Annotated in this window: 12 protein-coding genes and 1 pseudogene; all 13 read left to right on the top strand. The window is 65.6% G+C overall.

Going from position 1 to position 14,364, the window contains the following annotated elements; genetic code table 11:
• Positions 1 to 96 precede the first annotated feature (96 nt).
• Positions 97 to 1,998 (top strand): ABC transporter permease, encoded by a 1,902-nt coding sequence (locus ABWP92_RS06105; RefSeq protein WP_353234471.1) that lies wholly within the window; start codon positions 97 to 99, stop codon positions 1,996 to 1,998.
• Positions 1,995 to 2,759 (top strand): annotated as a pseudogene (locus ABWP92_RS06100) (ABC transporter ATP-binding protein); the annotation flags it as partial. The gene ABWP92_RS06105 and the pseudogene ABWP92_RS06100, both read left to right, overlap by 4 nt.
• Positions 2,760 to 2,774: 15 nt before the next feature.
• Complete coding sequence (locus ABWP92_RS06095) at positions 2,775 to 3,527, top strand: ABC transporter ATP-binding protein (RefSeq protein ID WP_353234488.1); 753 nt, start codon at positions 2,775 to 2,777, stop codon at positions 3,525 to 3,527.
• Between the two features lie 79 nt (positions 3,528 to 3,606).
• Positions 3,607 to 4,353, top strand: a complete 747-nt coding sequence (locus ABWP92_RS06090; protein WP_353234470.1) for a 16S rRNA pseudouridine(516) synthase — start codon at positions 3,607 to 3,609, stop codon at positions 4,351 to 4,353.
• Positions 4,354 to 4,551: 198 nt separating this feature from the next.
• Positions 4,552 to 5,469, top strand: a complete 918-nt coding sequence (locus ABWP92_RS06085; protein ID WP_502907460.1) for a YncE family protein — start codon at positions 4,552 to 4,554, stop codon at positions 5,467 to 5,469.
• 17 nt (positions 5,470 to 5,486) lie between these two features.
• Entirely contained in the window at positions 5,487 to 6,326 is an 840-nt protein-coding gene (locus tag ABWP92_RS06080; protein ID WP_353234469.1) for a polysaccharide deacetylase family protein, read from the top strand.
• 121 nt (positions 6,327 to 6,447) lie between these two features.
• Positions 6,448 to 7,386 (top strand): sterol desaturase family protein, encoded by a 939-nt coding sequence (locus ABWP92_RS06075; protein WP_502907461.1) that lies wholly within the window; start codon positions 6,448 to 6,450, stop codon positions 7,384 to 7,386.
• A 42-nt stretch (positions 7,387 to 7,428) separates the two neighbouring features.
• Positions 7,429 to 8,328, top strand: a complete 900-nt coding sequence (locus tag ABWP92_RS06070; protein WP_353234486.1) for an EI24 domain-containing protein — start codon at positions 7,429 to 7,431, stop codon at positions 8,326 to 8,328.
• A gap of 58 nt (positions 8,329 to 8,386) precedes the next feature.
• Positions 8,387 to 9,208 (top strand): competence/damage-inducible protein A, encoded by an 822-nt coding sequence (locus tag ABWP92_RS06065; RefSeq protein WP_353234467.1) that lies wholly within the window; start codon positions 8,387 to 8,389, stop codon positions 9,206 to 9,208.
• Positions 9,209 to 9,387: 179 nt separating this feature from the next.
• Complete coding sequence (gene glnA, locus ABWP92_RS06060) at positions 9,388 to 10,803, top strand: type I glutamate--ammonia ligase (RefSeq protein ID WP_353234466.1); 1,416 nt, start codon at positions 9,388 to 9,390, stop codon at positions 10,801 to 10,803.
• A 231-nt stretch (positions 10,804 to 11,034) separates the two neighbouring features.
• Positions 11,035 to 11,532 (top strand): hypothetical protein, encoded by a 498-nt coding sequence (locus tag ABWP92_RS06055; RefSeq protein WP_353234465.1) that lies wholly within the window; start codon positions 11,035 to 11,037, stop codon positions 11,530 to 11,532.
• A gap of 106 nt (positions 11,533 to 11,638) precedes the next feature.
• Entirely contained in the window at positions 11,639 to 12,670 is a 1,032-nt protein-coding gene (gene glnL, locus ABWP92_RS06050; protein WP_353234485.1) for a nitrogen regulation protein NR(II), read from the top strand.
• A 56-nt stretch (positions 12,671 to 12,726) separates the two neighbouring features.
• Entirely contained in the window at positions 12,727 to 14,337 is a 1,611-nt protein-coding gene (gene ntrC / locus ABWP92_RS06045; protein ID WP_353234464.1) for a nitrogen regulation protein NR(I), read from the top strand.
• The last annotated feature ends 27 nt before the right edge of the window (positions 14,338 to 14,364 follow it).

Genomic DNA, 14,364 nt, shown 5'->3' with positions numbered 1-14,364 from the left:
TGCAGGCTGAACGCCACGGCGTTCGGCGGGAGCGCCGCCGACGCATGACGATGCGTTCGGCGCGCGCTCGAATCCTTTTCTTCGGATGGTAATCAGATGCAGCTTTCAGGCCTGGTGGTTCAGCTTCTCAACGGATTGGCCGGCGCGTCCTCGTTGTTCATGGTGGCGGCCGGACTGTCGCTCATTTTCGGCGTGACGCGCATCGTCAACTTTGCACACGGCTCGTTCTACATGCTGGGCATTTACGCCGCCTATTCGCTGGTGGAATGGATCTCGGGAAACGCCGGTTTCTGGCTGGCGCTGCCGCTCGCGGCGCTGGCGGTGGGCGCGTTGGGAGCGTTGGTGGAGATCGTGCTGCTGCGGCGGATCTACAAGGCGCCCGAGTTGTTCCAGTTGCTGGCCACTTTCGCGCTAGTGCTGGTGATTCGCGATGCCGTGCTCTGGCTCTGGGGGCCGGAGGAACTGCTCGGGCCGCGCGCTCCCGGGCTGGCGGGATCCGTCGAGATACTCGGGCGGCAGTTTCCGGCCTACGACCTGTTCCTGATCTTCGTCGGACCCGTGGTGCTGGGGCTGGTATGGCTGCTGCTGACGCGCACGCGCTGGGGCACGCTGGTGCGCGCAGCGACCCAGGACCGCGAAATGCTGGGCGCGCTGGGCGTGAACCAGGCATGGCTGTTCACCGCGGTATTCGCTCTGGGCTCCATGCTGGCGGGGCTGGGCGGCGCATTGCAGTTGCCGCGCGAGCCGGCCAATCTGGACATGGACCTGAGCGCCATCGGCTCCGCGTTCGTGATCGTGGTGGTGGGGGGCATGGGCTCGATTCCGGGCGCCTTCGTGGCGGCGCTGCTGGTGGCCGAACTCAAGGCGATCTGCATCTGGATCGGCGTGGTCGAGATTCTGGGCGTCACGGTATCGTTCTCCAAGCTGACGCTCGTCGTGGAGTTCCTGGTGATGGCCGTGGTGCTGGTCGTGCGGCCCTGGGGCCTGCTGGGCCGAAGGCAGGCGCCCCAGCGGAACCAGGGGCCACCGGAAGCGCCGATCCGGCCCGCCGGCCTTGCGCTCAAGGCGCTGGCGGCATTGCTCGCCGCGTCGCTGCTGGCGCTGCCCTGGCTTGCCGGCGATGCTCCGTACATCACGGTGCTGATGACGGACCTCCTGGTGGCCGCGCTGTTCGCCGCAAGCCTGCACTTCATCATGGGGCCCGCGGGCATGCACTCGTTCGGCCACGCGGCGTATTTCGGGCTGGGCGCCTATGCCGCGGCATTGCTCGTGCGCTCCGCGCAGGTGCCGATGGGGGTTGCCGTCGCGCTTGCGCCCGTGGCGGCAGGGTTGGGCGCGCTGATCGTGGGCTGGTTTTGCGTGCGGCTTTCGGGCGTTTACCTCGCCATGCTGACTCTGGCGTTCGCGCAGATCGCATGGGCCGTCGTGTACCAGTGGGATGGTTTCACCGGCGGCAGCAACGGGCTGACGGGCGTGTGGCCCGCGCAGTGGCTGGCCGCGCAAAACGGCTACTACTACTTCTGCCTGGCGCTGGCGGCGCTGGGTGTCTGGCTGCTTCGCCGCTTCCTGTTCTCGCCCTTTGGATATGCCATGCGGGCGGGCCGCGATTCACCGCTGCGGTCCGATGCGATCGGCATCGACGTCCAGCGGGTGCAGTGGGCGGCCTTCACCATCGCCGGAGTCTTCGCCGGGCTGGCGGGCGTGTTGTTCGCGTTCTCCAAGGGCAGCATTTCGCCGGACGTGATGCACGTGGGCAAATCCGTCGATGCGCTGGTGATGGTGCTCCTGGGCGGCGTGCAGACGCTCTCGGGTCCGGTCGTCGGCGCCGCCACGTTCACCTGGCTGCAGGACACCGTCTCGCGCAATACCGATTATTGGCGCGCCATGCTCGGGGGCATCATCCTGATCCTGGTGTTGCTTTTCCCGCAGGGCATTGCCGGATTCGCGCGGCAACTGGCGGGCGGCAGCGGCGAAGCGGCGGGAGGGCGCACGGCATGAGCCTTCTGAAAGTGACCGGGCTCGGTAAATCGTTTGGCGGCGTGAAGGCGGTGGATGGCATCGACTTCGAACTGCGCGCCGGAGAGCTGCTCGCGCTGATCGGCCCCAACGGCGCGGGCAAGACCACCACCTTCAACATGGTGAACGGGCAGTTGCGGGCGGATGCCGGATCGATCCGGCTCGCAGGCGCCGAACTGGTGGGCCTGCGCCCGCGCGATATCTGGCGGCTGGGCGTCGCGAGAACCTTCCAGATCGCCGAGACGTTTGCCTCGCTGACAGTGGTGGAGAACGTGCAGATGGCGCTGCTTTCCGCCGACCGCAAGGTGTTTTCAGTCTGGCGCAAGGCGGCCGATCACAAGCGTGCCGAGGCGCTGGAACTGCTCGAACAGGTGGGCATGGCCGCGCAGGCGGGGCGTCCCTGCAGCACGCTTGCCTATGGCGACGTGAAGCGCGTGGAGCTTGCCATCGCCATGGCCAACCAGCCCCGGCTGCTGCTCATGGACGAGCCCACGGCCGGCATGGCGCCCAGGGAGCGCAACGAGTTGATGGCGCTGACCAAGAAACTGGTGGTGGAGCGCGGCATGGCGGTGCTGTTCACGGAGCACAGCATGGACGTGGTGTTTGCCTACGCGGACCGCATGATCGTTCTGGCGCGCGGGCGGCTGATCGCGCAGGGCGCTCCCGACGAAATCCGCGCGCACCCCAAGGTGCAGGAGGTCTATTTCGGCAGCGGAAGGACGTTCGAGAAAAAAGCACGGGAGGGAGGCGAACCCGCTATCGCTCCCCGCGCGGTAAAAGATGCCGCCGCTCCCCTGCTCGACGTGCGCGCGCTGCGTGCCTGGTATGGCGCCGCGCAGATTCTGTTCGACGTTGCCCTGCACGTGCGGCGCGGCGAGGTGGTGGCGCTGATGGGGCGCAACGGCGCGGGGAAATCCACGACGCTCAAGGCCATCATGGGCCTGCTGGACAAGCGCGGCGGCGCGGTTTCGTTCATGGGGCGCGACATTTCCCGCAGCCCGCCTCATGTGGCGGCATCGCACGGACTCGGATTCGTGCCCGAGGATCGCCGGGTGTTCACCGATCTCAGCGTGCGTGACAACCTGGAGGCGGGGCGGCAAAAGCCCCGCCGCTGGCCTGACGGCAGCGCTGCTCCGGCCTGGACCGTGGAGCGATTGTTCAAGCTGTTTCCCAATCTGGGAGAAATGCCGGATCGGCCCGCGGGCAGCATGAGCGGCGGCGAGCAGCAGATGCTGACGGTCGCGCGCACGCTCATGGGCAACCCTTATCTGGTGCTGCTGGACGAGCCGTCCGAAGGCGTGGCCCCGGTCATCGTCGAGCAGATGGTCCAGATGATCCTGGAGCTCAAGGCGCAGGGCGTGAGCATTCTCCTGTCGGAGCAGAACATGCATTTCGCGCAGCTGGTCTCCGACCGCGCCTATGTGCTGGAGAAAGGGCAGATACGCTTCGAGGGCTCGATGCGCGAGCTGGCGGACGATGCCGAGGTGCGCCGCGCCTATCTGAACGTCTGACGCCGCCGTCCGGGGAAGTCGGCTACAGTCTGCGTTTTGCCGCCAAGGCGGTTCTGGTTGGTTGGGGATTTTTGACGTTATGCAGTTGCAGGACATGTTGTATTCGCAGGGCTTTGGTGTGCGCCGGGTGTGTTCCGGGCTGGTGCAGCAGGGCTGGGTGGAGTTGTTCGATGAGGAAACCGGCCAGTGGCGGGCCGAGCGCGATTCCCTGCTCGACGTCGATCCCGAAGGCCTGCGCTTTCGCGTGCAGGGCGTGGAGTGGGCATATCACAGGCTGGGTTATGCGATCCTCAACAAGCCGGCAGGGGTGGAGTGCTCGCAAAAACCGTCTGCCTATCCCAGCATTTATTCGCTGCTGCCCGCGCCGTTGCGCCAGCGGCCCAACAAGGGCGCGGTGCAGGGGCTGCAGGCCGTGGGACGGCTCGATCAGGACACGACCGGCCTGCTGCTGCTGAGCGACGACGGCCAGTTCATCCACCGCATGACCTCGCCCAAGAAGCATGTGGCGAAGGTGTATCGCGTGACCTGCAGGCATCCGGTGGACGAGCGGCAGATCGCGCAATTGTGCGCGGGCGTGGTGCTCGACGACGACCCCAGGCCCGTCAAGGCGGCGGCCTGCGCGAAGGTGGACGAGAACACGCTGGATCTCACGCTGACCGAGGGCAAATACCATCAGGTCAAGCGCATGGTGGCGGCCGTCGGCAATCGCGTGGAAGGGCTGCACCGCTGGCGCATGGGGCGGTTCGACCTGCCCGCGGATCTGCAGCCCGGCCAATGGCGGTGGCTGTCCGCTGATGAACTGCGTCTACTGGCCGCAACATCCTGATCGCGGCCCACGGGAATCCCACCCGCCGCGCGGCGCCACGCGTACACTTCGATCCTCGCTGAAATGCGGCATTTTCCGGGGACTGCCTGTGGTTGGCAGACGGCTGCGGCGAGGCGTCTCAAGGGGTGATTTGTGAACTTCGGTATTTTGCGGAAAGCGGGGGCAGGGCTGCTTGCTGCGTTCTGCTCCCTGGGCGCCATGGCGGCGCTCCCGCCGGTTTTCGTGCTCAACTCCCTTGATGCCAGCATCAGCGTCGTCGATCCGCAAAGCTGGACGGAAACGCAGCGGCTGGCCACCGGCAAGGAGCCGCACCACCTCTATTTGACGCCGGACGAGAAATCGCTGGTCATCGCCAACGCGCTTGGCGATTCGCTCACGTTCGTCGACCCCAGGACCGCCCAGATCCAACGGGTGGTCAATGGAATTGTCGATCCGTACCATCTGCGCTTCAGCCCGGACATGAAGTGGTTCATCACGGCGGCGAACCGCCTGAACCACATCGATTTCTACCGCTGGGACGGCCAGAACCTGACCCTGGTGCAGCGCGTTTCCACGGGCAGGACGCCCAGCCATCTGTGGATCGACAGCAAAAGCCGCACGGTGTATTCGACCATGCAGGACAGCGACGAACTGGTGGCCATCGATATCGCGACCCAGAAGCTGAAATGGCGCGTGGCCACCGGGCCCATGCCTGCCGATCTCTATGGTTCGGCGGACGATCGCACGCTCTTCATCGGCCTGACTGGCGGAACGGGCGTGGAAGTGTTCGACATTTCCGGCGAGCAGCCCGCGCGCAGCGTGCAGATCATTCCGACCGGCGCGGGCGCTCACGCATTTCGCGGCGCGGGCGACGGCAGGCATGTCTACGTGAGCAACCGCGTGGCCAACACCATCAGCAAGATCGACATGGTTTCCCGCCAGGCGGTGGACAGTTATCCCGCGCCGGGCGGACCGGACTGCATGGATGTGTCGGCGGATGGCCGCTACATCTACGTGGGCGCGCGCTGGGCGCGCAAGCTGCTGGTGATCGATACGCAGGACAGGAAGGTGATCCAGTCGGTCAAGGTGGGCAAGTCTCCGCACGGCGTCTGGACGCTGCGGCACGCCGCGCGTTGACGGGATCGGCGCAGAACATGCTCGCCCTTGCGCATCCGACCCCATTTTTGCGCCGGCTGGCGGGCCTTGTTGTCGCGCTCGGCGTGGCCTGGCTGCAGCCTGCCCCCGCACAGGCCGGCGATACCGAAACGGCCGCGGCATGCGGCAAGCCGGTGTATCTCACCTTCGACACCGGTCACATGGGCGTGGCGCCGCTGATCGCGGACGTGCTGCGGCGCGAGCAGGTGCGCGTCACCTTCTTTGCCGCGAACGAACCCACCCGCACGGGCGGCGCCAGCATGGACGATGCGTGGGCGCCATGGTGGAAGGCGCGCGCGGCCGAAGGCCACGAGTTCGCCTCCCATACGTTTGACCATGTCTACTGGCGCGGCGACATCGCCGGGGGCGCGCAGGCGTCCTTCAAGGTCAGGCCATCCGCGGGCGCGCGGGCGGGACAGCAATTCACGATGACGGCGGCGCAGTACTGCGGGGAGATCCGCAAGTCGGAAGACCGCCTGCGCGAGATGACCGGCAAGGAGCCGCTGCCGCTGTTTCGCGCGCCGGGCGGCAAAACCTCGGAGCGTTTGCTGGCGGCGGCCAGGTCGTGCGGCTATGCGCACGTGGGCTGGGCTGCCGCGGGTTTTCTGGGCGACGAGCTGCCAAGCGACCGTTTCCCCAACCAGCGCCTGCTCGAGCAGGCATTGAAGAACATTCGCAGCGGCGATATCCTGTTGGCGCACCTGGGCATCTGGTCGCGCCAGGACCCCTGGGCGCCCGCGGTGCTCGAGCCGCTGATCAAAGGGTTGAAGGAGCGCGGTTTCTGCTTTCGCACGCTGCGCGAGCACCCGGACTATGCGCAATGGACGCGCAAGCGCTGAGCGGGCGTGGCGCGGGATCCGGGATGCACGCTCGAATGGGATGAACTGAATCGTGGAATGGTGGACTTCACTCTTCGGATCGGTGCAGCAGTGGCTGTTCGAGGCCCTGGTCCAGCCGGTCATGTTCCATGCGGGCATGGCCAACCTGCTGGAGGATGGCTACGACGCCACCGGCTGGCTGCTGGTGGGCCTGCTGCAGGTGGTGGTGATCGTGGTGGTGATCGGGCCGCTCGAGCGCTGGAGGCCCGTGGAGGCCGTGACCGATCGCCGCGCGGTGCGCACCGACATCATCTACACGCTGATCCACCGGCTGGGCCTGTTCCGGCTCGGGCTCTTTCTTGCGCTGACGCCGCTGTTCGATGCGCTGTTCGGCATGTTGCGCGTGCATGGCCTGCGCACCTTCAACATCGATGGCATCTGGCCGGGCGTGACCGATCTGCCGCTGGTGAGCCTGGCGCTCTATCTGGCGGCGTTCGACCTGCTGGACTATCTGATCCACCGAGGCCAGCACCGGTTTGAATGGTGGTGGAAGCTGCATTCGCTGCACCATTCGCAGCGCCAGATGACGAAATGGTCCGACAGCCGCAATCACTTGCTGGACGACGTGATCCGCGACGCCATCATCGTGGTGGTGGCGCAGCTCATCGGCGTGGCGCCGGGGCAGTTCGTTGCCATCGTGGCGATTGCGCAGTTGAGCGAGAACCTGCACCACGCGAACGCGCGCATCTGGTTTGGGCGCATCGGCGAGCGGCTGTGGATCAGCCCGCGCTTTCATCGCCGCCACCATGCCGTCTCGCTGGTGGAGGCGGCGATCGGCGATCCGCATCTGCCGGCCAGGGCGCTTGCCGCCTCCATTGAACGCGCGCGAGGCTGCAATTTCGGGGTACTGCTGCCGCTGTGGGACATGCTTTTCGCAACCGCCAACTTCGAGCTGCGCTACGACGCCACCGGCATCGAGGACCAGATACGTCCGGGCCCGAACGGCAAGGTGCGCGACTATGGCGGCGGATTCTGGTCGCAGCAGTGGCTGGGAATTCTCCGTTTGCTGGGCCGTGGCTGACACGGCGATCTGGCGACTCACGATATTCTCGGGTTCATGCAGATGTCCTCGCTATTCGATTCCTTCTGGCGCGCGGCGGCGTATTGCCTGATTCCGCGCGTCATCTTTCTCTCGCTGCTGCCGCTGCTGCTGATTGCCGTTCTGGCCGGCGTGTGCGGCTATTTCTTCTGGCATCCGGCCGTTGCGGCCACGCAGCAGATGCTGGGCGACGCCTCATGGCTGGGCAGCCTGTGGGGCTGGCTCTCGGGCATGGGCTGGGATAATGCTTCGGACACGCTTGCTCCGCTGCTGCTGGTGCTGGCGGCGATTCCGCTGATCGTGCTGATCGCATTGCTGCTGGTGGCGGTGTTCATGACGCCCGCGCTGGTCAATCTGGTTTCGCAGCGCCGCTTTCCCGCGCTGGCGCGCAAGAAGGGCGGGTCGGTGGCGGCCAGTGTGATCTGGTCGGCGCTGTCCACTGGCGCGGCCTTGCTGGCCCTGGTCATCTCCTCGCCGCTGTGGCTGGTGCCGCCGCTGATTCTGGTGCTGCCGCCGCTGATCTGGGGCTGGCTCACTTATCGGGTGATGAGCTTCGATGCGCTGGCCGAACATGCGAGCAAGGAAGAGCGCAAGGAGCTTTTCGCGCGCCACCGCTACAGCCTGCTGGGCATCGGCGTGGTCTGCGGTTTTCTGGGCGCCGCGCCCAGTCTGGTCTGGGCCTCCGCCGTGGTGTTCGCTGCGGCGTTTCTGGTGCTGATCCCGGTGGCCATCTGGATTTACACACTGGTCTTTGCGTTCTCGTCCCTGTGGTTCATCCATTATTGCCTGGCCGCGCTGGAGCGCCTGCGGGACGAACGCAATGAATCGGCCTTCCAGCCCCCGGCCAGCCCGCCCGCGCCCACCGTGGGCGAGGCTGCCGTGGCGCTGGAGCTGCCATTGCCCGCCCAGGGCTCGCGCGGCTGACGCAGGGCTTTCCAAGCCGGGCAATAATCAGGTCTTTCCCATCCTGCACTCCTCATCCGTGACGCCTTCATTCGGACTCATCATCGTCGGAGACGAAATCCTCTCGGGCAAGCGTGCCGACAAGCATATGCCCAAGGCGATCGAACTGCTGGCGGAGCGCGGTCTTGCGCTTTCGTATGCGCACTATGTCGGAGACGACCCCGCGCGGATCACGGCCATGCTGCGAGAGGCGTTTGCCGGCAGCGACGTGGTTTTCAGCTGCGGCGGCATCGGTGCCACCCCAGATGACCATACCCGGCAGAGCGCCGGTGCCGCGCTCGGCAGGCCGCTGGCGCTGCATCCCGAGGCCGCGGAGCTGATTCGTGAACGCATGCGCGACGTGGCCCTGGGCGAGGGCAAGCCCTACGAGCCCGGGCGCGCGGACAATCTGCACCGCCTCAACATGGGCGTCTTTCCGGAGGGCGCGCGCATCATCCCCAACCCGTACAACAAGATCGCCGGCTTCAGCTGCGACGGCCCGGGCGGCGGCATGGTGCACTTCGTGCCCGGCTTTCCCGTCATGGCGTGGCCGATGATCGAGTGGGCGCTCGAGCACTATTGCGCCCAGTGGTTCCACCGCCAGCCGCAGACCGAGCATTCCGTGGTGATCTACAGGGCGATGGAGGCTTCGCTCACCCCGCTGATGGTGCAGATCGAAACCGCGTTTCCGGGCATCAAGGTATTCAGCCTGCCCAGCGTGGACCATCCGGTGCATGGCCGGCATGTGGAACTCGGCGTCAAGGGCGAAGCCCATCTGGTGCCGCCCGCATGGAATATGCTGATGGACGCGCTGCACAAAACAGGGGCGCATATCGGCCCTGAAATGGTGCGGAACCGATGAATTTTTCAGGAAATCAAAAATTTGCACCATAGTGGTGCAATCATGCGGGAGGCGGAACAGCGCCTGAACGAGTCCGATACAGTCGAACCCTTCTGGTGCAGGCTGTGACTCGATCTGGCACATATTCTGCTTGCCATCGTTCCCGTTATCAATACGCTCTCATTCCTTGGAGAAGATTAATGGCTAAGACCGTTGCAGATGTGATGAACATGGTGAAAGAAAATGAAGTCAAGTTCGTCGACTTCCGTTTCACCGACACTCGCGGCAAAGAGCAACACGTGACCGTACCTGTCTCGCACTTTGACGAAGACAAGTTCACATCGGGCCACGCTTTCGACGGCTCTTCCGTGGCAGGCTGGAAAGGCATCGAAGCCTCGGACATGCAGCTCATGCCCGATCCCAGCACGGCCAACATCGATCCTTTCTTCGAGGAAACCACGCTGTTCCTGCAGTGCGACGTGGTGGAGCCGTCGGACGGCAAGGCCTATGACCGCGACCCGCGCTCCATCGCCAAGCGCGCCGAAGCCTATCTGAAGGCGTCCGGCCTCGGCGACACCGCCTTCTTCGGCCCGGAACCCGAATTCTTCATCTTCGACGGCGTGCGCTGGACCAATGAACCCGGCAAGGTGGGCTTCGAGATCGAAGAATACGAAGCGCCCTGGAACACCGGCACCAAGTTCGAGACGGGCAACCGCGGCCATCGCCCCACCGTCAAGGGCGGCTACTTCCCGGTGCCTCCCGTGGACAGCACGCAGGACATGCGCGCCGAAATGTCGCTGATCATCGAATCGATGGGCATCCCGGTCGAAGTGTTCCACCACGAAGTGGCGGGCGCGGGCCAGAATGAGATCGGCACCAAGTTCAGCACGCTGGTCGAGCGCGCCGACTGGACGCAGGTCATGAAGTATGTGATCTGGAACGTGGCCAATGCCTATGGCAAGACCGCCACCTTCATGCCCAAGCCCTATGCCGGCGACAACGGCTCGGGCATGCACGTGCACCAGTCCATCTGGAAGGACGGCAAGAACCTGTTCGCCGGTGACGGCTATGCCGGCCTGTCCGAGTTCGCCCTGTACTACATCGGCGGCATCATCAAGCATGCACGCGCGCTGAACGCCATCACCAATCCCGGCACCAACAGCTACAAGCGCCTGGTGCCCGGTTTCGAGGCGCCCGTGAAGCTGGCCTACAGCTCGCGCAACCGCTCGGCTTCCATCCGCATTCCCTATGTGGCCAACCCCAAGGGCCGCCGCATCGAGGCGCGCTTCCCCGATCCGCTGGCCAACCCGTACCTGTGCTTCTCGGCGCTGATGATGGCGGGTCTGGACGGTGTGGAAAACAAGATCCATCCGGGCGAAGCCGCGACCAAGGACCTCTATCACCTGCCGCCGGAAGAAGACAAGCTGGTGCCGACCGTGTGCCACAGCCTCGATCAGGCCCTGGAAGCGCTGGATGCCGATCGCAGCTTCCTGACCAAGGGTGGCGTGTTCTCCGATGCGATGCTCGATGCCTACATCGACCTGAAGATGACCGAGGTGCAGCGCTTCCGCATGGCTCCGCACCCCGTCGAATACGACATGTACTACTCGCTGTAAGCCAGCCGGAGCGGGTTGCCGGGACGTCGAGTTTCCGCGGCCGCCCGCCTCACTGTTCAGCAAAGCGGCTTGCGGGCCGCTTTTTTCATTGGTGCAACGGTTCCGGAGGAACGATCGTGGCCTTTTGGGGTCTTTGACGACATGGTCTGTTATCGTCTGCAGGTTGCGATTGGCTACACGTTTCACGTTCACCCGGAGGCCACGCAGAGCTGACTGTCGCGCGAGGAATACATGAAAGAAACACTGGTTGCTCTCTTCACCACGGTGGCATTGCTGCCCATGGCATGGTCGCAGGACCGCATCTATCGCTGCGGCAACGAATACACCAACAACGCCACCCAGGCCAAGGAGCGCGGCTGCAAGGTGGTCGAAGGTGGCAATGTCACCATCGTGCAAGGCTCCCGCCCGGCATCCGGCGGCGCGCCGGCGGCGCGCGGCGCGTCCGCTGCTTCGTCGGGCGCTGCATCGAGCGCGCCCAAGGTAGGTTCGGCCGACCAGAAGGCGCGCGACTCGGATGCGCGCGCCATTCTGGAGGAAGAGCTGCGCAAGGCGCAGGCCCGCTACGAAGATCTCAAGAAGGAATACAACGACGGCTTTCCCCAGCGCACGGCGCTGGAGATGCGCAACCCGCAGGGATGGATAGAGCGCACGGCCGAGATCAAGGCCAACCTCGCTCGCGCCGAGGCCGATGTGGAGGGCATCAAGCGTGAGCTGGCCCGGCTGAGATGAGCATGGCAAAGTGGCTTCCGACCCATTGAACAAAACGTCCCGGCCTGCCGAGCCGCACCCGCAACTTCACCCCGCCGGGGGCAGTGGCAGCGAGCGTTACCAGCCTCTGGACCTCGTCTCCACGCTGGTGGCGGTGCTCGGCCCGGATGGCGCGGTGCTGTTTGCCAATGCGGCGCTGGAGACCGCGCTGGGCCAGTCGCGCCGCATGCTCGAAGGCGTGGATTTCTGCAGTTTCTTCACCGACCCGGGCATTGTGCGCAACGCCCTGGCGGCAGCGGCCGAGCGGGATTTTTCCGCGCTCAGGTTCGAGTCCGGCCTGCGCCGCGTTCCGCACGATCCATTGCCGGTGCACGTGAACCTCTCCAGCCTGGAGCAGGGCGGCGAGGTGCTGATCGAATGCTGGCCGCTCGAGGCGCAGGCCCGGCAGGACCGCGAGGAGCGGCTGCGCGAACAGGCGTTGGCCAACAAGGAACTGATCCGCAACCTCGCTCACGAGATCAAGAACCCGCTGGGCGGAATCCGCGGCGCGGCGCAGTTGCTGGAGATGGAGCTGCCGTCGCGCGACCTCGAGGAATACACGCAGGTCATCATCCACGAGGCGGACCGGCTGCAGAGCCTGGTGGACCGGCTGCTTGCGCCGCACCGCCATCCCCAGCAGGTCGGCGACGTGAACATCCACGAAGTCTGCGAGCGCGTGCGCTCGCTCGTGCTGGTGGAATTTCCGCGTGGGCTGGAGATCCGGCGCGACTATGACATCTCGATTCCCGAATTCCGAGGCGACCGCGAGCAGCTCATACAGGCGCTCCTGAATATCGTGCAGAACGCCGCGCAGGCGCTGGCCGAACGCATCGCGGCGGGCGATGCCGAGATCACCCTGCGCACGCGCGTGGCCCGGCAGGTAACATTTGGTCGCCAGCGATACCGGTTGGCATTGGATTTGCATGTGATCGACAACGGACCAGGTGTGCCCGAGGCGATCAAGGAGCGGATCTTCTATCCTCTCGTCACGGGCAGGGATGGCGGTTCGGGCCTGGGATTGACGCTTGCGCAGACTTTCGTGCAGCGCCACCACGGCCTGATTGAATGTGACAGCGTTCCAGGACGCACCGACTTTCGCATCCTCATTCCACTGCCTTGAGGTCCTTGGGAATCAACAGGGTACGAATGACCCTTTCAACAAGGAAGTAGATACACATGAAGCCGATCTGGATAGTAGACGACGACCCCTCGATCCGCTTCGTCCTGGAGAAGGCGCTGGCCAGGGACAACCTGCCCACGCGCAGCTTCTCGCATCCGCGTGAGGTCCTGGACGCGCTCGCCGACATCGCGGCGGGAGACTCGGAACACAGCGGCCCGCAGGTGCTGGTCAGCGACATCCGCATGCCGGGCGGCTCGGGCCTGCAACTGCTTGAAAAACTGCGCGAGATGCAGCCGGGCCTGCCGGTCATCATCATGACGGCGTATTCGGACCTCGATTCCGCCGTTTCCGCGCTGCAGCGCGGCGCCTTCGAATATCTGCCCAAGCCTTTCGACCTGCCCAAGGCGGTGGAACTGATCCGCCGCGCTGTCGAGGAAAGCCAGCGCGAGCAGGTCGCAGAGGACCGGCAGACCCATGCGCCGGAAATCCTGGGGCAGGCGCCGGCGATGCAGGACGTGTTCCGCGCGATCGGCCGTCTGAGCCAAAGTTCGGTCACGGTGCTGATCACCGGCGAGTCGGGCTCGGGCAAGGAGCTCGTGGCGCGCGCCCTGCACAAGCATTCGCCGGTGGCGAACGGGCCGTTCGTGGCGATCAACACGGCGGCCATTCCGAAGGACCTGCTCGAGAGCGAACTGTTCGGCCATGAGCGCGGCGCGTTCACCGGCGCGCAGGCGCAGCGCCGCGGACGCTTTGAGCAGGCCGATGGCGGCACGCTGTTCCTCGATGAAATCGGGGACATGCCGTTCGATTTGCAGACGCGCCTGCTGCGCGTGCTGTCGGACGGCCACTTCTACCGCGTGGGCGGACATTCGGCAGTCAAGTCGAACGTGCGCGTGATCGCCGCGACCCATCAGAATCTCGAACACCGCGTGAAAGACGGCGCCTTCCGCGAAGACCTGTTCCACCGCCTGAACGTGATCCGCCTGCGCCTGCCGGCGCTGCGCGAGCGCAAGCAGGACGTGCCCATGCTCACGCGGCATTTCCTGCAGCAAAGCGCGCGCCAGCTGGGCGTGGAGCCCAAACGCATATCCGAGGCGGCGCTCGCGCGGCTGGAGGCGTTCCCGTTCCCGGGCAACGTGCGGCAGCTCGAGAACATCTGCCATTGGCTGAGCGTGATGGCCCCGGCGCAGGTGATTTCGGTGCAGGACCTGCCGCCGGAAGTGCTCAACGCGCCACCCGCCTCTGGGGTGCCGGATGCGGTGTTGCCGGCACTGTCGGGCGGTATTGGCCCGGGCGTCTTGCAGCAGGCCGAGCGGGAGTCACCGGAGGCGTCCGTGCCGGCGCTCGCATCGCCCGGGCCAGGCCACACGGTGAATGGTTTCGGCGGCGGCGCGGGGGCTGTCGCGCCAGCGGACGGACATGCGCCGGGCGCGGGCTGGGAGCAGAACCTCGAAGTCGAGGCCAAGGAGCTGCTGCGCGAAGGCCGCCCGGAAGTGTGGGACATTCTCACGCGCCGTTTCGAGTCGCGCCTGATCCGCACGGCCCTGCATGAAACCCATGGCCGCCGCATGGAGGCCGCCCAGCGCCTTGGCATTGGGCGCAACACCATTACCCGCAAGATCCAGGAGCTGGGGCTGGACGAGCACCGCGGCGCGGACGAGGGCTGATCGCGTCCGCGCGGCAGGCGCGGGCCT

Origin of the sequence: Diaphorobacter ruginosibacter, assembly GCF_040396215.1 — a bacterium.
In the GTDB taxonomy this organism is placed as follows: domain Bacteria; phylum Pseudomonadota; class Gammaproteobacteria; order Burkholderiales; family Burkholderiaceae_C; genus Diaphorobacter_A; species Diaphorobacter_A ruginosibacter_A.
Note: the sequence above shows the minus strand (reverse complement) of the source record. Positions and strands in the feature narration are given on the sequence as shown.

Excerpts from the sequence above, each read along its gene's own strand:
- glnA (WP_353234466.1), top strand. The coding sequence starts at position 9,388 with ATGGCTAAGACCGTTGCAGATGTGATGAACATGGTGAAAGAAAATGAA.
- ntrC (WP_353234464.1), top strand. The coding sequence starts at position 12,727 with ATGAAGCCGATCTGGATAGTAGACGACGACCCCTCGATCCGCTTCGTC.
- ABWP92_RS06055 (WP_353234465.1), top strand. The coding sequence starts at position 11,035 with ATGAAAGAAACACTGGTTGCTCTCTTCACCACGGTGGCATTGCTGCCC.
- ABWP92_RS06075 (WP_502907461.1), top strand. The coding sequence starts at position 6,448 with ATGTTCCATGCGGGCATGGCCAACCTGCTGGAGGATGGCTACGACGCC.
- ABWP92_RS06105 (WP_353234471.1), top strand. The coding sequence starts at position 97 with ATGCAGCTTTCAGGCCTGGTGGTTCAGCTTCTCAACGGATTGGCCGGC.
- ABWP92_RS06080 (WP_353234469.1), top strand. The coding sequence starts at position 5,487 with ATGCTCGCCCTTGCGCATCCGACCCCATTTTTGCGCCGGCTGGCGGGC.
- ABWP92_RS06070 (WP_353234486.1), top strand. The coding sequence starts at position 7,429 with ATGTCCTCGCTATTCGATTCCTTCTGGCGCGCGGCGGCGTATTGCCTG.
- ABWP92_RS06090 (WP_353234470.1), top strand. The coding sequence starts at position 3,607 with ATGCAGTTGCAGGACATGTTGTATTCGCAGGGCTTTGGTGTGCGCCGG.
- ABWP92_RS06085 (WP_502907460.1), top strand. The coding sequence starts at position 4,552 with ATGGCGGCGCTCCCGCCGGTTTTCGTGCTCAACTCCCTTGATGCCAGC.